The 18,449-nt window shown below is 72.4% G+C and carries 14 protein-coding genes; 7 read left to right on the plus strand and 7 right to left on the minus strand.

Annotation, left to right across the window (positions count from 1 at the left end; translation table 11 throughout):
- Nucleotides 1-85 precede the first annotated feature (85 nt).
- Nucleotides 86-1,564, plus strand: a complete 1,479-nt coding sequence (locus H4W80_RS17070) for an Nramp family divalent metal transporter (RefSeq protein ID WP_192785997.1) — start codon at nt 86-88, stop codon at nt 1,562-1,564.
- Here H4W80_RS17070 and H4W80_RS17075 read toward each other — a convergent pair.
- The 3 genes from H4W80_RS17075 to H4W80_RS17085 all read right to left on the minus strand — a co-directional run bounded on the left by H4W80_RS17075 (nt 1,536) and on the right by H4W80_RS17085 (nt 5,918).
- Complete coding sequence (locus tag H4W80_RS17075) at nt 1,536-3,611, minus strand: alpha/beta hydrolase-fold protein (protein ID WP_192785998.1); 2,076 nt, start codon at nt 3,609-3,611, stop codon at nt 1,536-1,538. The genes H4W80_RS17070 and H4W80_RS17075 overlap by 29 nt on opposite strands.
- Nucleotides 3,612-3,742: 131 nt before the next feature.
- The gene (locus H4W80_RS63610; RefSeq protein WP_192785999.1) at nt 3,743-4,717 is read right to left on the minus strand and encodes an ArsR/SmtB family transcription factor; all 975 of its coding nucleotides are present in this window, start codon (nt 4,715-4,717) and stop codon (nt 3,743-3,745) included.
- A 193-nt stretch (nt 4,718-4,910) separates the two neighbouring features.
- Nucleotides 4,911-5,918 carry a sporulation protein gene (locus H4W80_RS17085; RefSeq protein WP_192786000.1) on the minus strand — a complete coding sequence of 336 codons (1,008 nt, stop codon included), beginning with the start codon at nt 5,916-5,918 and terminating at the stop codon, nt 4,911-4,913.
- Nucleotides 5,919-6,101: 183 nt separating this feature from the next.
- Here H4W80_RS17085 and H4W80_RS17090 point away from each other — a divergent pair, with 183 nt between their 5' ends.
- Both H4W80_RS17090 and H4W80_RS17095 read left to right on the plus strand, forming a co-directional pair.
- Nucleotides 6,102-6,974, plus strand: a complete 873-nt coding sequence (locus H4W80_RS17090) for an NAD(P)H-binding protein (protein ID WP_192786001.1) — start codon at nt 6,102-6,104, stop codon at nt 6,972-6,974.
- Between the two features lie 117 nt (nt 6,975-7,091).
- Nucleotides 7,092-8,441 (plus strand): GH39 family glycosyl hydrolase, encoded by a 1,350-nt coding sequence (locus H4W80_RS17095; protein WP_225963491.1) that lies wholly within the window; start codon nt 7,092-7,094, stop codon nt 8,439-8,441.
- A gap of 11 nt (nt 8,442-8,452) precedes the next feature.
- Here H4W80_RS17095 and H4W80_RS17100 read toward each other — a convergent pair whose 3' ends face one another.
- Nucleotides 8,453-9,046: a TetR/AcrR family transcriptional regulator gene (locus H4W80_RS17100; protein WP_192786002.1), complete on the minus strand. Its 594-nt coding sequence runs from the start codon at nt 9,044-9,046 to the stop codon at nt 8,453-8,455.
- 82 nt (nt 9,047-9,128) lie between these two features.
- On the opposite strand from H4W80_RS17100, the gene H4W80_RS17105 reads away from it, so the two are divergent.
- From H4W80_RS17105 to H4W80_RS17120, 4 genes are all read left to right on the plus strand, one after another.
- A complete protein-coding gene (locus H4W80_RS17105) occupies nt 9,129-9,926 on the plus strand; it encodes an alpha/beta hydrolase family protein (protein WP_192786003.1) in 798 nt (265 codons plus the stop codon).
- A gap of 88 nt (nt 9,927-10,014) precedes the next feature.
- A complete protein-coding gene (locus H4W80_RS17110; protein WP_318786910.1) occupies nt 10,015-11,418 on the plus strand; it encodes an L-fucose/L-arabinose isomerase family protein in 1,404 nt (467 codons plus the stop codon).
- A 126-nt stretch (nt 11,419-11,544) separates the two neighbouring features.
- Nucleotides 11,545-12,159 carry a TetR/AcrR family transcriptional regulator gene (locus H4W80_RS17115; protein ID WP_192786004.1) on the plus strand — a complete coding sequence of 205 codons (615 nt, stop codon included), beginning with the start codon at nt 11,545-11,547 and terminating at the stop codon, nt 12,157-12,159.
- A gap of 227 nt (nt 12,160-12,386) precedes the next feature.
- A complete protein-coding gene (locus tag H4W80_RS17120) occupies nt 12,387-14,480 on the plus strand; it encodes a SpoIIE family protein phosphatase (RefSeq protein ID WP_192786005.1) in 2,094 nt (697 codons plus the stop codon).
- 15 nt (nt 14,481-14,495) lie between these two features.
- Here the strand turns inward: H4W80_RS17120 and H4W80_RS17125 are convergent, their stop codons facing one another.
- From H4W80_RS17125 to H4W80_RS17135, 3 genes are all read right to left on the minus strand, one after another.
- Nucleotides 14,496-15,728, minus strand: coding sequence for a MalY/PatB family protein (locus tag H4W80_RS17125; RefSeq protein WP_192786006.1), 1,233 nt, complete (start codon nt 15,726-15,728; stop codon nt 14,496-14,498).
- A gap of 70 nt (nt 15,729-15,798) precedes the next feature.
- Nucleotides 15,799-18,015, minus strand: a complete 2,217-nt coding sequence (gene secD / locus H4W80_RS17130) for a protein translocase subunit SecD (RefSeq protein WP_192786007.1) — start codon at nt 18,013-18,015, stop codon at nt 15,799-15,801.
- 40 nt (nt 18,016-18,055) lie between these two features.
- Nucleotides 18,056-18,391, minus strand: a complete 336-nt coding sequence (locus tag H4W80_RS17135) for a hypothetical protein (protein ID WP_192786008.1) — start codon at nt 18,389-18,391, stop codon at nt 18,056-18,058.
- Between the last annotated feature and the right edge of the window lie 58 nt (nt 18,392-18,449).

Genomic DNA, 18,449 nt, shown 5'->3' on the forward strand with positions numbered 1-18,449 from the left:
GGCGGCGGCATTCTGCATCCTGTATGGCATTTGGGTCTTGTAGCCGGCCGAGTCGAGGATCACCCTGGCGGCAGGAGGCAGTGAGATGTCGCACCCACTCGGAGTAAGCCGACCGGATCTCGAAGTCACCGACCTACCGACGCCGGAAGAGGTCTTCAAGGTCTCCAAGCTCGGCGCCAAGGAACTGTTCAAGTACGCCGTAGGCCCGAGCCTGATCGCGCTCGGCATCTCCATCGGCAGCGGTGAATGGCTGCTCGGGCCCCTGAACGTGGGCCAGTACGGATTCGTCGGCGTCGGCTGGGTCATCGTGGTGTCGGCGCTGCTGCAGACGTTCTACAACGTCGAGTGCTCGAGGTACGTCCTCGCCACCGGCGAGACGCCGGTGGTCGGCTGGGGGCGGGTGCCGCCGGGGTGGCCGCTCTGGGTGCCGCTGTCCGTGCTCATCGTGATCTTCGCGTTCATCGCGGGCGGATGGGCCGCGTCGGCGGGTCAGGGCGTGTACGCGCTGGTCCACGGCGTCCCGCCGGCGGCCGACGACGTCGAGCCGCGCTGGTGGGCCATCGGCCTGCTGGTGCTGGTGTTCCTGATCACCGCCGGGGCCAAGCGCGTCAGCCGCGCGCTCGAGCTGGCGAACTGGGTGATGGTCGGCACCATCCTGCTCGCCCTCGTGGCCGTCGACCTGCTCGTGGTGCCGTTCAGCCAGTGGTGGGAGGGCATCCGCGGCTTCCTCACCCCGGCCGCCCCGCCCGCCGGGATCACGGCGACGCAGCTCGGCGCCCTGGCCGGGTTCACCGCGCTGGCCTCGGGCCTGAACTGGTACGTCATGGGCCACTACCGCGACAAGGGCTACGGCATGGGCCACCGCGTCGGCTACATCTCCGGTCTGCGCGGCGAGCGGCGCGAGATCCTGGCCAGCGGCGTCACGTTCCCCGACGACGAGCTCAACCGGGGGCTGTGGCGCAGGTGGTACCGGCTGCTGCTGGTCGACATGTGGGGGGTGTTCTTCGTCGGAGCCGTCCTCGGCATGCTGCTGCCCACGATCCTCATGGCGCAGGCCGTCACGATGGCCGGGGAGAAGCCCACCCGGGCCAACGTGCCGACGTTCGTGGCCGGCGCGCTCGGCGACCAGTACGGGCGGGTGAGCTTCTACGCCGCGCTCGTGATCGGCGTGCTGATCCTCTTCTCCACCCAGCTCGGCATCTTCGAGGCGATGGTGCGGGTGACGACCGACGCGGCGAACGCCACCAGCCCGCGCCTGCGCGCCCTGATCGCGGGGGACCCGCGCCGGTTCTACTACCCGTTCATGATCGTGCTGCTGGTCCTCATCTCGATCATCATCTTCCAGTCGCTGCCGGTCGGCCTGGTGGAGTGGTCGGCCAACATGTCGAACCTGGGCGCGCTGATCTACCCGTTCCTGCTCATGTACCTAAACAGCAAGCTGCCGCGCCCGGCCCGCCCGCGCCCGTGGCACTACGTCATCCTCGTGCTGAACTTCCTGTTCTTCGGCTTCTTCTTCGTCAACTTCATCGCCGACTTCATCGGGGATCCGCTGGTGACGTTCTGACGAGGAAGACGTCGCCGTTGCCCGGCGCGTCGCCGCCCTTCGGGGCGCCGTAGGTCAGGCCCGTGATCGCCACCTCGCCCGACGGGGTGGCGGTCGCGTACAGGTCGGGCTCGGCGAAGGCGTCCACGCCGTCGTCCCTGGCGGTGCCGAGCTGGGCGGCGGCCCGCTGGCGGCCCTTGCCGTCCAGGCGCAGCGTCAGGACGTCGGCGCCGCCCGCCTGCACGCTCACCCGGCCCCGGGTGTAGCCGGCGACCTCGACCTCGCCGCCCGCGAGCGGGACCACGGCGGCGCCGGCCTCGGCGAGAGGGGTGGCGAGGGTGTGCTGCCATCGCTGCTTGCCCTGGCTGGTGTAGGCGGCGGTGTACGCGTCCCCGCCGACGCCGCCCGTGGCCACGGCCAGGCCCGTCGTGGTGACGGCCACCGCGTTCAGCCGGTCGCTCGCGCTGCCGCCCGCCGTGGCGGTCCACTTCCTGGTGCCGTCCGTCGTGAACGCGGCCAGCCAGCCGCCGGGCGTGGTCGTGCCCGGGCCAGTGGATGGCAGGGCGGCACCGGCGCCGCCGGTGACGTAGACGTTCGAGGCGTCCGCGGCGACGCCGTAGGCCTTGTCCTCGCCCGCGCCGCCGTACTGGCGGATCCAGGACACCTCGCCGCCCGGGGTGAGGCGGGCGAGGATGGCGTCCTTGTCGCCGGCGTTGGCGCCGTCCAGCGCGCCCTTGGTGTAGCCCGCGACGTACGCGCCGCCGTCGGGCGCGGCGGCCAGGCCGTAGAGGCGATCGGCCACCCCCGGCACGCCGAACTGCGTGATCCAGCGGACGGCCCCGGCGGCGTCGAGGTTGACCACGAACGCGTCGTCCGTGGTGTTGCCCGCGTGCCGCCCGTCCAGGTCGCCCTTGGTGTAGCCGGCCGCCAGCACGCCGCCGTCCGGCAGGGCCGCCACGCCGTACAACCGCTCGTCGGCCGCGGTGCCGAGCTGCCTGGTCCAGCCGCCGACGCGGGTGAGGACGGCGTTCCCGCCGGCCGCGTACCCGATGGTCAGGGAGCCGTCCGCGTGGGCCGCCACTCCCCCGGCCCAGTCGGGGCCGGCCGTTCCGTACAGCGGGGCGGGCAGGCCGGTCGGCGGCGTGACGCTCAGGCCCGGGCCGAGCTCGGCCAGGGCCTGCTCGAAGGCGGGCTCCCACACCGTCCAGTCGTGGCCGCCGTCCATGACGCGCAGCTGCGCGGACAGCGCGGGCGAGCGCCGGGCGGCGTTGTAGAGGGCGGCGGACTCGAAGTCCAGGTCGTGGCGGGCGTCGGCGGGGTCGGGGTTGGCGTACTCGTCGTCGCCGACCGCCACGAACAGCCGCACCGGCAGGTCGGGGTCCAGCTTCGGCAGCAGGGCGGGGTAGTTGAGCTCCCGGTAGACCTCGTCGGAGAACTTCTCGCCGTCCTTGCCGAACGCCCCGTAGTCGCGGGCGGAGGAGTCGGACGGCGGCAGCGGCGTGTAGACGGCCGGGCTGAGCACGGCGGCGGCGCCGAACAGGTCCTGGTGCGCGAGCGCGAACCGCAGCGCGCCCGCGCCGCCCATCGAGTACCCGCCGACCAGGCGGGCTTCCCTGATGGGCGCCGTACGGTACGTCGCGTCCACGTACGCCACCAGGTCCCTGGTCAGGGCCGTCTCCACCGGCCTGCCGGGCAGGCCGGCGCCGGTGTAGCGGGAGTCGACGTACCAGCCGCCGCGCTCGCTCCATGGGGCGTCCGGCATGACGGCGATGACGGGCGGGATGCGCTTGGTCCGGATCATGTCGTCGAGCAGGGTCTTGACCCGGGTCCACGCCTGCATGGTGTCGCCCCGGCCGTGGAGCAGGTAGAGCACGGGGTGGCGGCCGGTGCCGCGGTCGTAGCCGCCGGGCAGGTAGACGTTGAAGGCGATGTTCTCGCCCAGGGCCTGCGACGGGGCGGAGCCGGTGGCCAACGTGCCGCCCGCCCGTACCTCCGTCTCGCCCGGAGTGGCCAGGAAGGTCAGTGACGCCAGGACGGCGAGCACGGCGAGCCAGCGGGGTTTGCGCATCAACCGCTCCCGTAAACGTTTACAGTACGCACCTTGCGGTGTTTCGGGAGAGTTTCGTGGTGAAGGTGTGGCCGTGTCAACCAGGCCCCCGGCCGGGGCGCGCCGGGCGGGTGGCCCGGCGCGCCCTCGGCTCAGCGGCGGAACATCTCCAGCAGTTCCTCCGCGCGCCGCGTGCGGGCGATCCACACCTCGCGCCCGCGCCGCTCCCTGGTGATCAGCTGGGCGGCGCTCAACCGGTCGCAGTGGTACGTGATGCTGCTGGGCGCGACCTGCATGCCGGCCGCCAGCATGCTCATGGTCATGGGCTGCCCGATCGCGGCGAGCAGGTCCGCGCGCACCGGCCCGACCAGCGCCGACAAGTCGTCGGACGCCGGTGCGACGGGCCGCTGCCACAACGTCTCCGCTCCGGGCACCGGGTACGCGATCCAGACGGCCTCGTCGTGGTCCAGGCTGACGATGACCGCGTCCTTGCCCGCCAGCATCGGCACCAGGACGATCCTGCGGTCACCCAGCTCGAACGTGCTCGACTCCACGTCGGCGATGAGCAGCCCGCGCTCGCCGTACATGATGCGGCTGTTGAGGGCGCCGAGCAGCAGTTCGGAGCCGCCGCGGACGGCGGCGACGCCGACCCGCCGGACCTCCCTGTCCAGCAAGGCGCGGGCCCGCCTCCACACGGGCTCGGTGGTGGTCCAGACGGAGCCGAGGGCTGCGGTGTAGCCGTGCATCCAGCGGTCGGGCCGCTCGGCCGCCGAACGCCAGTGCGCGGGCAGCGGCCCCGGGCCGAACGCCTGCTCCAGGTCCTTGATCAGGTTGTCGGGGGGAAGGTCGCGCAGGGCACCGATCTGGGCCTGCACGGAGATGTCCCCGCCGATGGGGGTGCGCGGCACGATGCTGTCGGGGACCACCGAGTAGCCGGGGACGGCGAGGGGGCGTACCGCCTGGTGTCCCTGCGGGCCGACCCCCGAGCTGATCGCTTTGCGCCACAGCTCCGGCAGGCCGCGGCGGCGGCCCGCGAGGGCGTCGGCGATCATGGCGAGCGCGGTCAGGTGCGGCGAGATCGAGATGGACAGCTGCGGCGCGGAGGTGATGCGCAGTTCGCTCCACACAGTGGTGCTGATTACGTCGGCTCCTTCAGATCGAACTCGATCGGCTAACGATCTCCAACCTATTGCCGAGGCTTTCGTCCCACTTACAGCACGGTTGCACGGTTATGCTCGCGGAGCGCTTCGCCTGGAGCGCCCCGGCGCGGCTCCCGCGGCGACCGGGAGCGCCGGTCGCCGCGGGAGCCGCGCCAACGGGTCACCAGTCGTCGCCGCCCTCCTCGTCGTCCCCCTCGAAGATCTCCTCGACGATCTCGCCCGCGACCAGGCCACCCACGACGCCCGCGGCACCGGCGGCGGCCACCGTGCCCCAGCCCGGACCGCTGCGGTGCTCGTCGTGGTGCCCGCCGTAGTGCCCGCCGTGGTGCCCGCCGTGGTGGTGCGGGTCGTAGTGGCCGCCGTGGTGCGGGTCGAAGTGCCCGCCGTGGTGGGCCGGCCCGTAGTGGGACAGGCCGTCCAGCCAGCGGCCCAGCTCCCCCGCCCAGTCGGTGCGCAGCGCGTCGTCGTGGCTGACGTGGAAGCGGCCGATGGCGTCGCTCGACGAGAAGCGGCCGGTACGCTTGTCCGCCTCCAGCACCACCTCGAGCCCCGCGGGGTCGGCCACGAACGTCACCTCGACCTCGCCCACCTGACCGGCGTAGTGACCGGTCGGGTAGAACTCGATCTCCTGGTAGAACGGCAACTGCTGGTGCACCCCGTACAGGTGACCCGCCTCCAGGTCGGCCGACCTGAACCCGAACCCGAGCCCCAGGAACGCCTCCAGGATGCGCAGCTGCGACGGCAGCGGCTCGATCGCGATCATGTCGAGGTCGCCCTTGTCGACGGCCTTGGCGATGGCCAGCTCCGTACGCACGCCGACCGCCATCCCGGTCAGCGGCTGCCCGCCGATCTCGCTGATCGGCGCCTCCCACGGCACCGGCAGCTCGAACCCGATGACGCGGTCCTCTCCCTTGCGCAGCGTGAACGGCCCGGAGACCCGCGAGCTGGCGAACTCGCCGAGCCCGCCGTGCTCGCTGTCGCCGTGCTCGATCTCGACCCTCGCCACCAGGCCGAGGGTCACGTGCTCGATCTCGGCGTCGAAGTCGCCGCCCTTGAGCCGTACCTCGCCCCGCAACGTGCCGCCCGGCTGGGTCCGCGGGGTGGACAGCACGGTGTCCACCGAGGGCGCGCCGACGCCGAACGCTCCCAGCATCCGTTTGAAGACCACGGCTCTGTTCTCCCTGTTGAAGATCGGGTTGGGTTGTCTGCCGCTGGCCACAACGATCAACGCCGTCCCCGGAGTTCCGGAGCCCCGGCTTCCCCGGACGCTTTGCCCCGCTTTACGCACCCGCCTCCCGTATCTGGCCTGACCCGATGTCACACTCCGGTCGCCGGCCGCCTCTCAGGAAGCATGACAGAGAACACGATCCTGGTGACCGGCGCGACCGGCGCCATCGGGCGTCCCCTGGTCGAGCTGCTTCTGGCCGAAGGCGCCGAGGTCCGCGCCGTCAGCCGCGCCCCGCACGGGGCGCGGCTCCCGGCCGGGGCGGAGGTCGTCGAGGGCGACCCGGCCAGGCCGGGCACGCTGGCCCGGCACCTGGACGGCGTCACCGCCGTCTTCCTGCACCCGCGCGCCATCGGCGACGCGGCCGGCGAGCTGCTCGCCCTGGCCAAGGAGCGCGGCGCGACGCGCGTGGCCGCCCTGTCGGCGATGAACGTCGACGACCCGCTCGACCGGCAGCCCTCCCGCTACCGCGGCGACCGGAACAAGGAGGCCGAGACCGCCGCCGCCGGCAGCGGGCTGAGCTGGACCAGCCTGCGGGCCGGATCGTTCGCGTCCAACGCGGTCAACGCCTGGGGCGCCCAGATCCGCGCCGGCGACACCGTCCGGTACGTGTACGCGTCCTTCCAGGAGGCGCCGCTCGACGACCGGGACCTGGTCGAGGTGGCCGCCCGCGCGCTGCTCACCGGCGACCTGGCCGGCCGCCGGGTCGAGCTGACCGGACCGCGGTCGCTGACCCACGAGGAGATGGTGCGGGTCATCGGCGAGGCGATCGGCCGGCCGCTGCGCTTCCAGGAGGTCCCGCCGGAGGCGGCCGAGCGGGCCATGGCCGGGAACGGCCTGCCGCGGCCGTTCGTACGGGCCCTGATGGACAGGTACGCCAGGGGCGGCTCCCGGCCCCACCCCGTGACGGAGGAGGTGACGAAGATCCTCGGCCGCCCCGCGCGGACGTTCGCCGAGTGGGCGCGGGACCACGCGGGTCTCTTCCTGGATAACGATTAGCTGTGAACCCCGCTCCCGATGTGCCCCTTTATGGCCACCCATGGAACGCTACAGACGGTATACCAGTGGCGAGAATCGGGTGAGATTCGGGTGGCATCGACTAGCGGGGGATCGATCTTGCGGAGGCTAGGCGGAGCGGGCGTCTTAGCGGCCGTGATGGCGCTGGTCATGACCGCCTGCTCCACCGCCGGGCCCGCGGAGCAGGGGACCGCGGGCGCCCAGCAGGAGGAGCGGTCGCAGTCTCCCGCCGCGTCCCAGCCGGCGCCCGAGGCGCCGCCGAAGGTGGACGACGGCTGGCCGCGCTGGGGCTTCACCCATACGGGCGTCAGCGCCAACAACATCACCCCGCAGTTCGAACGCGACGTCGCCGGACGGCTCTCGCAGACCCCGATGCTGCAGAACCAGCACATCATGGGGTTCGGGGCGCTCAACCCCGAGCCCTACCCGGGGCAGTACTTCTGGGAGGACCTCGACAGCCGGATCAACCTGATGAGGGAGTCCGGCGGCGTGCCCGTCGTCACGCTCTGCTGCGCCCCCGATTGGATGAAGGGCGGCCCCCAGGGCCCCACCGAGGAGTCGGCCTGGGCGGAGCACCTGGAGGACGCCCCCTACCCCGAGCACTTCGACGACTTCGCCAAGCTGGCGGCGGCCGTGGCCACGCGGTACAAGGACGTCAAGTACTTCATGGTCTGGAACGAGTTCAAGGGCTTCTGGCGCGACCACTCCAAGCCCGCCGACTACAAGGGCTACACCGAGCTGTACAACAAGGTGTACGCCGCGGTGAAGCAGGCGCGGCCCGACGCCAAGGTCGGCGGCCCGTACCTCGGCTTCGACAGCAACGAGCGCGGCGACTCCGAGCTGCGCGGCGACTGGGGGGTCGTCAACCAGAACGTCCTGGACGCCTTCAACTACTGGTTCGAGAACAAGAAGGGCGCCGACTTCGTCGTGGTCGACGGCGCCTCGCCCACCGACGCGCACGAGCTGCTGCCCGACGAGTTCGGGGCGCTGGCGAAGTTCGGCGCGGTCACCAAGTGGCTGCGGGACAAGGTCGGCGACCTGCCGGTCTGGTGGTCGGAGTGGTATTTCGTGCCCGAGGACGGCACCACCTGGCCAGAGAACAAGCGGCTCGCGGTGCAGGCCGCCTCGATGATCGAGTTCGCGCGCAGCGGCGCCGCCACGGCCCTGTACTGGAACCCGCAGACCAAGGACCGCGACTGCCGGCCGTGCCTGTGGGACTCGCGCAGCGGCGCCGAGACCGACACCGGCCGGCTGCTGGCGAGCTTCGTCAAGTGGTTCCCCGCCGGGGCCGAGCTGGACCAGGTCACCTCGTCGGACTCCAAGGTCAGGGTGCTGGCGCAGCCGCAGCAGCTGCTGCTGGTCAACACCGCCGACTCCGACGTGAGCACGACCGTGGACGGCAAGGAGTACGCGCTCAAGGCGTACGAGATCAAGTGGACCGGCCGCTGAGCCGACGGGTTTCAGGGCGTGTCCTCGCCCTGCTGCCGCAGTAGGGCCAGGGCCGCCTGCTTGGCCGTGGCGGCGGCGTCGCGCTCGCCGTGGTGGTCGGCGAGCACGGTGGCGCCCTCCACCAGCATCAGCAGCTGCCGGCCCAGGACCTCCGGCTGCCGGGCGCCGGCCCGGCGGGCGATGCCGGTCAGCAGATCGAGGTGGCGGTCGAGGTGCCGGGCGGCGACGGTGCGCGGGACGCCGTCGTGCCACTGGGCGGAGGCGTTGACGATCGCGCAGCCGCGGAAGGCGGGCTCGGCGTACCAGCCGGCGAGCGCGTCGAAGACCGCGGCGAGCTGGCCGGCCGGGTCGTCGCCGGCCGCTTCCGCGGCTTCACGCAGCCAGCGTACGACGTGGTCGCTGCGGGCCTCGAGCACGGCCTGGACCAGCCCGTCCTTGGAGCCGAAGTGCCGGTAGAGGGTCTCCTTGGACGCGCCGACGGTCGCGCACAGCTCGGCCACGCCGATGCCGTCGAGGCCGCGCTCGTACAGCAGGCCGGTGGCGGCGCGCAGGATGGTCGCCCGGGTCTGGACGGGGTCGAGGGACGCGCCTTTGGGTACGGGCATACGTCAGATGGTACCGGCCGGTTCCAAGTCTCTGCTAAGTTTCGCATCGAAACGACCGGTTCGATGATCTACGGAGACCCGCGTGACCGACGCGTACGACCCTCCCGCCAGCACGCCCGCCGTCTCATTCGAGAGCGGCGGCCACCGGCTGCTCGGCGTCCTGCACCTGCCGGCCGGGCCCGGACCCCATCCGATCGTGGTGCTGCTGCACGGGTTCCCGGGCAACGAGCGCAACTTCGACCTGGCCCAGGAGCTGCGCCGGGCGGGCTACGCATCGCTGGTCTTCCACTACCGGGGGTCGTGGGGCGTCGGCGGGTCCTGGTCGTGGCGCCACCTGCTGGAGGACGCGGCCCGCGTGGTGGAGTCGGTGCGCCTGGACCCCCGGCTGGATCCCGATCGGCTGGGCGTGGTGGGGCACAGCATGGGCGGCTTCACGGCGTTGATGACGGCCGCCGCCGATCCCGCGGTCCGCGCGGTCGCCTCGGTGGCGGCGTTCGACCTGGGAGTGGGAGCGGCGGCCTGCCTCGCGGACCCGGCGGCGCGGGAGGGTTACCTGCGGGACTGGGAGGGCGAGCTGCTGCCGCTCCAGGGCACCAGCGCCGCGGCCCTGGTGGCCGAGATGGAGGCGGGCGGGCAGGAGTGGAGCCTGGCGGCGCTCGCGCCGCGCCTGGCCGACCGGCCCGTGCTGCTCATCGGCACGGGACGCGATCCCGTCACGCCCGCGCCGACACACCACCACCCGCTGGTCCGGGCCTACGAGGCGCATCCGGTGCCACGGCTGGAGCACCACCTCTTCCCCACCGACCACGCCCTGTCCGACCACCGGCTGACCCTGGCCCGCACGGTCGTGGACTTCCTGGACCGCACGCTTCGCTCCTGATGCCCTATGGTGAGGTTTCGGAAAAGATCTATACTTTTGTCCGAAACTCTCCCGGCACCCACCCTTCACCCCTCAGGAGGGCATCACCGTGGCAAGCAAGACGAAGACCCGTGTCGGACTGGTCGCCGGCGGGCTGGGCGCATATTGGCCGCAGTTCCCCGACCTGCTCCCCCAGCTCCAGCGATCGGCCGACCGGGTCTCCGAACGGATGCGGGAGCTGGACGCGGAGATCGTGGACGTCGGGTTCATCTCCGACGCCCAGGAGGGCGCGGTCGCGGCCGAGAAGCTGCGGGCGGCCGACTGCGACCTCATCGTCGGATTCCTCACCACGTACATGACGGCCACCATGCTCGTGCCCATCGCGCAGCGCAGCGGCGCGCCCGTGCTGCTGATCAACCTGCAGCCGACCGAGTCGATGGAGCACGCCACGTTCGACACCGGCCAGTGGCTCGCCTACTGCGGCGCCTGCCCGCTGCCCGAGATGGCCAACGCCTTCCAGCGGTGCGGCATCCCGTTCCGCTCGGTGTCGGGCTACCTGGAGGACGAGCGCGCCTGGGCCCGCATCACGAGCTGGGTGCGCGCCGCCGGCGCCCGCGCGGCCCTGCGGCACGGCCGGCACGGCCTGATGGGGCACCTCTACCCCGGCATGCTGGACGTCTCCACCGACCTCACGCTCGTCTCGGCGAACTTCGGCGGGCACGTCGAGGTGCTGGAGTTCGACGACCTGCGGGTGCGCGTGGAGAAGGTCACCGACGCCGAGGTCGCCGCCAAGCGCGCCGAGACGGAGAAGATCTTCGAGCTGGCCGACAGCGTCAACGACACCGACCTCGAGTGGGCCTGCCGCGTCTCCGTCGGCCTGGACCGGCTGGTGGAGGACTTCTCGCTGGACAGCCTGGCGTACTACCACCGCGGCCTGGACGGCGAGACGCACGAGCGGCTGGGGGCCGGGATGATCCTGGGCGCGTCCCTGCTCACCGCGCGCGGCATCCCCGCGGCCGGCGAGTACGAGCTGCGCACCAGCCTGGCCATGCTGATCATGGACCGGCTGGGCGGGGGCGGGTCGTTCACCGAGCTCCAGGCGCTGGACTTCCACCGGGGCCACGTCGAGATGGGCCACGACGGCCCCGCCCACCTGGCCATCAGCGCCCGCAGGCCGCTCCTGCGCGGGCTCGGCGTCTACCACGGGAAGCGGGGGTGGGGCGTCTCCGTGGAGTTCGACGTCAAGCACGGGCCGGTGACGGCGTTCGGGATCATCCAGCGCCGCGACGGCCGCTTCGCCCTGGTGGCCTCGGAGGGCGAGACCGTGGACGGGCCGCACCTGCAGATCGGGAACACCACGTCCCGCGTCGACTTCGGCCGCGACCCCGGCGAGTGGACCGACGACTGGAGCGCCACCGGCATGTCCCACCACTGGGCCCTCGGCACCGGCCACCGCGGCGCCGAGCTCAAGGCCCTGGCCCACCTGCTGGACGCGGAATACCTCCAGGTGTGACCCTGGACGACCCTGCCGGGCCCGGACCTGCGGAGGGTCCGGCAACGGCGTTCGAGGGACTACTTTTACCTGCGCTTGTCGATCGATTAACGGACTGCATGCCGCCGCCGATCTAGGGTCGCCTCCATGGGCTCTCCAGAAGGCGGCGAGCGGGAGTTGATCCTGCGGACGGCGACCAGGCTGTTCGCCGCGCTCGGCTACGACGGCACCTCCACCGAGCAGATCGCGGAGGCCGCCGGGCTGGGCACGGCGGCCCTCGGCGCGCATTTCCCCACCAAACGGGGGCTCTACCTCACGGTCATGGAGGAGGCGCACCGGGTATTGTCCGAGGTCATCGTGGCCAGGGCCGACGAGCTGCGGGACACCCCGCCCGAGCGGCGGCCGGAGGCGCTGCACCGGTTCGTGGACGGGTACATCGACCTGTGCGCCGACCATCCGGAGGTGCCCGCGCTGTGGATGCACCGCTGGCTGTCCGACGCCAGCGACATCGACCTGGAGCCGCTCAACGCCCAGCCGCTGACCCAGCGCGCCATCGACAGCATCGACGCGATCGCCAAGCCCGCGGACGCCGACGCGCAGTTCACCGCGTACACGATGATCTGGTGCATCCACGGGTTCACGCTGAGCGGGGTGCTCGACGGGACCGGGCAGCGCCGCTACGCCGACGATCCCCGCACGTTGCGCCGCTTCCGCGCGCACATGCACCAGCTGCTCGACCGGGCGCTCAAGCTGTCCGCGTGACACCGCTTTCCGGCGGGGAGGGCTTCAAGAATCTCCGAGCGGCGGGGCCGCTTCATGACGAACATTTCGCAAACACGTCAAGCGAGATCTTCCCCGGCGCCCCTCCGCTAGATCTACGCCCTAGCGGACCGTAAGCAATCTGCTACATGCCTGCGTGTATTCTGCCCATATGCGAGGTTTCAGACAATTCGGGCGCTCGCACCTCGTGAGCGAGACGGGCTGAGGCGGTGCGGGGGAACGGCGCCCTGGCGACTGGTTCGTCCCTCCTGGACGAGCTGCTGGTCGAAGCCGTCGTCAGCACACGGGCGCACATAGGCTGCCTCTACCTCCTGGACGAGGACGGCGACGTCCTGAAGATGGACAGCCAGCTGGGGCTGCCACCCATGATCGCCAAGGCGTGGGCCAGGGTCAGGACGAACGACCGCGCGCCGATCGCCACGTCGGTGTCCGAGCGGCGGCTGGTCTGGGTCCCCGACAGGGAGGGCCTGGCGCGCGAGTTCCCGTCGGCGGCGCTGTCGCTGCCGTACGACTTCGCGGCCGCCGCGCACCCCCTCATCTCCGACGGCACCGTCTGGGGCGGCCTCGTGCTGTTGTGGCCGGCGGGGCGGGTGAGCCGGCTGACCCAGCGCCAGCTCGACCGGATCGAGGACATCGGCGGCCAGATGGTCGAGGTGCTCCAGGAGGCCGCCGCGCAGGGGCAGCCGATCAGGCCGGCCCCCCGGCCCCGCGTGCTGGACCCGAAGCGCAAGGCCGACCCGCGGCCCGACCTGGTCGCGCTCGACTGCCTGAACCGGCTGCCCGAGGGCTACGGCTCGCTGGACGTGAACGGGCGCGTGACCCTTCTCAGCGCCCCGGCCGCCGACCTGCTGCTCAGCGCCGCGTCCGAGCTGCTCGGCAAACGCCTGGGCGAGGCGCTGCCGTGGATGAACGTCCCCGCGTACGAGGACGCCTACCGCGCCGCGGTCGTCGGCCGCCAGGTCACCCACTTCACGGTGCGCAACCCCGCCGGGCACCAGCTGTCGTTCCGGTTCTTCCCCGGCCTGTCGGGGATCACCGTGCGCATCACGCCGGCCGTCGGCGCCCGCGGTCCGGGCCACCTGGCGGCCGGGGCCGAGCGGCCGTCCCCGAACGTCGCGCTGCACGAGATCCTGCACCTGGCGACCAAGCTCTCGCGCGCGGTGACCGCGCAGGAGGTGGTCGACCTGGTGGCCGACCACGTCATGCCCGTCTACAACGTCCAGGCCCTGGCCATCCTGACCTCGAAGGGCGGGCGGCTGCGCGTGGACGCCTCGCGCGGCTACAGCCCGCAGGCCATCCAGGACTTCGACGGCCGTCCGGTGATCCCGCCGGACCCGGCCAACCACTCCTTCGACGCCGGCCAGCCGACGTTCTTCTCCACGTGGGACGAGCTGCGCAAGGCGTACCCGGGCGCCATCCGCTCGGACGACATGTCCGCCTGGGCCTTCCTGCCGCTGGTCATCTCGGGTCATCCGATCGGCACGTGCGTCCTCGCCTACAACCGGCCGCACCAGTTCTCCGCGAGCGAGCGGGCCACGCTGACGGCGCTCGCGGGGCTGATCGCGCAGGCGTACGAGCGGGCCCGGCTGTACGACGTCAAGCACCAGCTCGCCCAGTGCCTGCAGAAGAGCCTGCTGCCGCGCAGGCTGCCCGAGATCTGCGGCCTCGAACTGGCCGCCCACTACCTGCCCGCCACCCCGGGCATGGACATCGGCGGCGACTTCTACGACCTCATCCGCCTGAGCGACACCATGGCCGCGGCGGTCATCGGCGACGTGCAGGGCCACGACGTGACCGCGGCCGCCCTCATGGGCCAGGTGCGCACCGCCATCCACGCCCACGCCACCTCCGGGGCCAGCCCGGGCGAGGTGCTCGCGCGCACCAACCGGCTGCTCAGCGAGCTGTCCCCCGACCGGTTCACCAGCTGCCTGTACGTCCACATCGACCTGCGCAAGCGCATCGCCTGCCTGGCCAGCGCGGGGCACCTGCCGCCGCTGTTCGGCCGGCCCGGGTGGCGTACCGAGGCCATCGACTCCTCCCCCGGGCTGCTGCTCGGCGTGGACCCCGACGCCGAGTACGCCACCACGGAGGTGCCGATGCCGCCCGGCTCCGTGCTGGCCCTCTACACCGACGGCCTCATCGAGGAGCCGGGCCGCAGCATCGGCGACGCCATCGACGACCTGGCCGAGCGCTTCATGCCCACCTCCGGCCAGCCCCTGAACGACCTGGCCGAGTCGCTCATCAAGCAGGCCACGGCCGAGCAGCGCATGGACGACATCGCGGTGCTCCTCTGCAGGACGTGAGGCGCCGACCGGTGGTCACGGCTCGCGCGCCGCGCGCCCCATCCTGGACAGCGCCTGGCGCAGGATGTCCGGCGAGGTGGCGAAGTTGAGCCGCACGCAGCCGGCCCCGCCGGAGCCGAACACGTGCCCCGAGCTCACCGCGACGCGGGCGCGGTCGAGGAACAGCTTCGCCGGCCCCGCGACGTCGCTGACGACGCCGAGCCCGTCGCTCCGCTCGTCATCGTGCAGGCCGAGCCACGTGCAGTCGAGCCAGGCGAGGTAGGTGCCCTCGGGCGGTCGATAGCGCGCCTCGGGGAGGTGTTCCGCGATCAGTTCCCCCAGGAGGGCGCGATTCGCGTCGAGGCCGAGAATCAGCTCGTCGAGCCAGGTCCCGCCCTCGCGGAATGCCGCGGTGTGCGCGATGACGCCCAGGTGGCTGGGGCCGTGGCCGACCTCCTCGGGCATGCGCCGGAGGTCGCCGGCGGCGTCGGCGCCCGCGATGACCAGGGCGGCCTTGAGACCGGCGAGGTTCCAGGCCTTGGACGCGGAAATCAGCGCGAAGCCGTTCTCGGATCCTTCGACGCCGAGGAACGGGACGAAGCCGGCTCCCGGCAGCACGAGCGGGGCGTGGATCTCGTCGGAGATCACCCGGACGCCGTGCTTCTGGGCGAGCCGGGCGATCTCCCGCAGCTCATCGCGGGTGTGGACGACGCCGGTCGGGTTGTGCGGGTTGCTCATGAGGAACGCCGCGCGACGGCCCCGGCTCCGCGCGCGGACGAACGCCTCCTCCAGGGTGGCGAGGTCGACCCGCAGATCCGGGCCGAGCCTCGCCTCGACGATCTTCCTCCCGTCGTGCGTGACGAACGCGTAGAAGGGCGGATAGACCGGCGAGCACACGACGACCGCGTCCCCGGGGGCGGTGATCAGGCGGAGGACCTCGACGATGCCCATCATGACGTCGGGCACGACGGCCGTGTGCTCGACGCGCAGGCCGTCCCAGCCCCATCGCTCGCGGGCGAACTCCGCGAGAGCCTCGGCGTAGGCGGTCCCGTACGGGTAGCCGGTGTCGCCGAGGTCGATCGCCCTGTGCAGCGCCTCGGCGACGGGACGGGCCAGCGGCACGTCCATCTCCGCCACCCAGAGCGGGAGCACGTCGTCGGGGTGCGCGCGCCACTTCATGCTCGTGCGCTCGCGCAGCCGTTCGAGTGACAGCCGTACGAGAGGATCGGCCCGCCGGCTCTCCGGCACCTCGGAGCCTGCCTTCTTCATCCGATCACCTCGTGACCTTTCTCCTGCTCGGGGACGCGGCCCCGGATCACGCTATATCCCCATGTAGGGCTTAAACCACGGCCCCCGAGACGCGCCGGCGCTTGACGGGCGGCCCCGGAGGCGGCTTGCGGTCGTACCGGGCCAGCCAGACGGCCAGCGGCCCCGCCACGAAGGCGGACGACAGCGTGCCCGTCACGATCCCGGTCACCAGCGCCAGCGCGAAGTCCCGCAGGGAGTCCCCGCCGAAGGCCATGAGCGCGAGCAGGATGAACAGCGCGCCGAGGCCGGTGTTGACCGTGCGCGGCATGGTCTGCAGGATGGCCGAGTTCACCGCCGTGACGAACGGGCGGCCCGGCGACCACAGCTCGCGTACCCGGTCGAAGACCACGACCTTGTCGTTGACCGAGTAGCCGACGATGGTCAGCATCGCGGCCAGGAAGATCCCGTCGATCGGCTTGCCGAGCCACGCGAACAGGCCCGCCACCACGGTCACGTCCACCAGCAGCGCCAGCACCGCCGCCGCGCCGAACGTCCACCTGAACCTGACCGCCAGGTAGGCCAGCTGCATGGACACGGCCACGCCGAGCGCGACGAGGGCGTTGCGGCGCAGCTCCTGGCCCAGGCTCGGGCCGACGAACTCCTCGCTGCGCTTGGTCACCTCCCCCGCCTGCCGCTCCAGCTCCTGCTCGATCCTGGCCACGTCCTCCAGGCCGAGCCGCCCGGCGCGTACGGTGACGCCGTCGCCGCTCGCCTGCACGACCGCCGAGGGGAACCCGGCACGCGAGACGGCCTGCCCCGCGACGTCGGCCGACAGGGGCTTCGCGGTGGCGAACTCGACGAGCCGCCCGCCGGTGAACTCCACGCCGAAGTTCAGCCCGCGGGTCAGCAGCCCGGCGACGGCCGCCGCCACCAGCGTGCCCGCGACCGCCAGCCACAACCTCCTGGCCTTCATGAGCTGGGGGTTCCTGCGCGTCAGCCAGGTGCGTACGGCTCCCGGCGAGCCCAGGCCCGACAGGCGTGGCCCGACCCGGCCGATGACGGCGTGGGCGAGCACGCGGGTGATGAGCATGGCCGAGACCAGCGAGGCCAGCACGCCGACGGCCAGCGTCACCCCGAAGCCCTTCACCGGCCCCGAGGCCAGCCAGAACAGCAGGCCCGCGGCGATGAGGGTGGTGACGTTGGAGTCGGCGATGGCGCTCCAGGCGTTCCTGAACCCTCGGTGCAGGGCCGGCTTCAGGCCGCGGCCGCGCCCCTGGTCGTACTCCTCCCTGGCCCGCTCGAAGACCAGCACGTTGGCGTCGATGGCCATGCCGATCGCCAGCACGAACCCGGCCAGCCCGGGCAGCGTGAACGTCGCCCCCATCGCCACCAGCGCCGCGTAGGAGATCAGGCCGTAGCAGGCGAGCGCGATCGTCGAGAGCAGCCCGGACATCCGGTAGACCGCGACGATGAAGGCGGCCGTCAGCACCAGCCCGGCGACCGCCGCCTTGGCGCTCGCGTCGATGGCCGCCGCGCCGAGCGTCGGGCCGACCGTGCGCTGCTCGACCATGGTGAGCGGCACGGGCAGCGCGCCGCCCTTGATCAGCACGGCCAGGTCGCGGGCCTCCTCGTGGGTGAACGAGCCCGTGATGTCCGCCTTCCCGCCGGGGATGCCGGTCCGGCACGGGATCGACGGGTCGAGCGGCGGCGAGGAGATGACCTCGTCGTCGAGCACGATCGCGATCCGGCGCTTGGGATCGCCCACCGGCTCGCAGGCCGCCGCGCCGCTCATCCGCTGCCAGGCGCCGGCGTCGCGGAAGTCGATGCTCACCCACCAGCCGGGGCCGCGCTGGGGGTCGCTCTGCTCGACGGCGTCGGCGATGCCGTCGCCGGTGATGGCGGCGGGCCCGAGCCGCAGCCGCCCGCCGTTCTCGTCACGTACACCGCTCTCGTCGCCCTCACCGAGGACGGGGTGGAAGGCGAGCTGCGCGGTACGGCCGATGACCTCGGCCGCCTGCCGCGGGTCGAGCACGCCGGGCAGCTCGACGATGATCCGCCGCTCACCGGAGCGGACCAGGGTGGGATCGACCACGCCGAGCGCGTCCGCCCGCTGGCGGAGCACGTCGAGGGCGCGGTCGGTGGCGGCCGAGTCGGCCTTGACGGTGGGCGAGTCCCTCGTCTCGAAGACGAGCTGGGTGCCCCCGCGTAGATCCAGGCCCAGGCGCGGGGCGCTGACCAGGGCCAAGATCAGGGAGATCGCGATGACGGCAAGGGCCGTCACCGCACGCCAAACAGGCGCACGGTACATGAAAAGCCTCCACAGGCTCAGATGTGCGAAAGGGGGATCTTCAGCACCCTGTGGAGGGAGGCCCCCGCGCGGGGGCCGCCGCCGGCCGGCGGTCGGCGGGGACGTCGGCGGCCGGGCTCGCGACCACGGCCGTCCAGCCCCGCCGCGGCCCCGGCAGGACCGACGGCAGCACGGCCGGCCCCGCGGGCGGGGCGGTGCCGAGCAGGCCGTGCCGGGCCTGGCCCACGACCTCCCGGTACGGCTCCCGCTGGAGCCCCGGAGGTTCCTGGACCCTGGCGTGCACCGCCACGACGTGCGAGGCGACCTGGGCATGGGCGGGGGCCGGCAGGAACCACGACAGGAGGAGGAGCAGCGCGGCAGGCAGCCTGGTGCGCATGTCGCCTCCTTCTCCTCGAGCCTCAACTTAGCCCAGGAAGGAGGCCGGCCGTGGCACG

It is taken from the genome of Nonomuraea angiospora (genome assembly GCF_014873145.1).
Classification (GTDB): Bacteria; Actinomycetota; Actinomycetes; order Streptosporangiales; family Streptosporangiaceae; genus Nonomuraea; species Nonomuraea angiospora.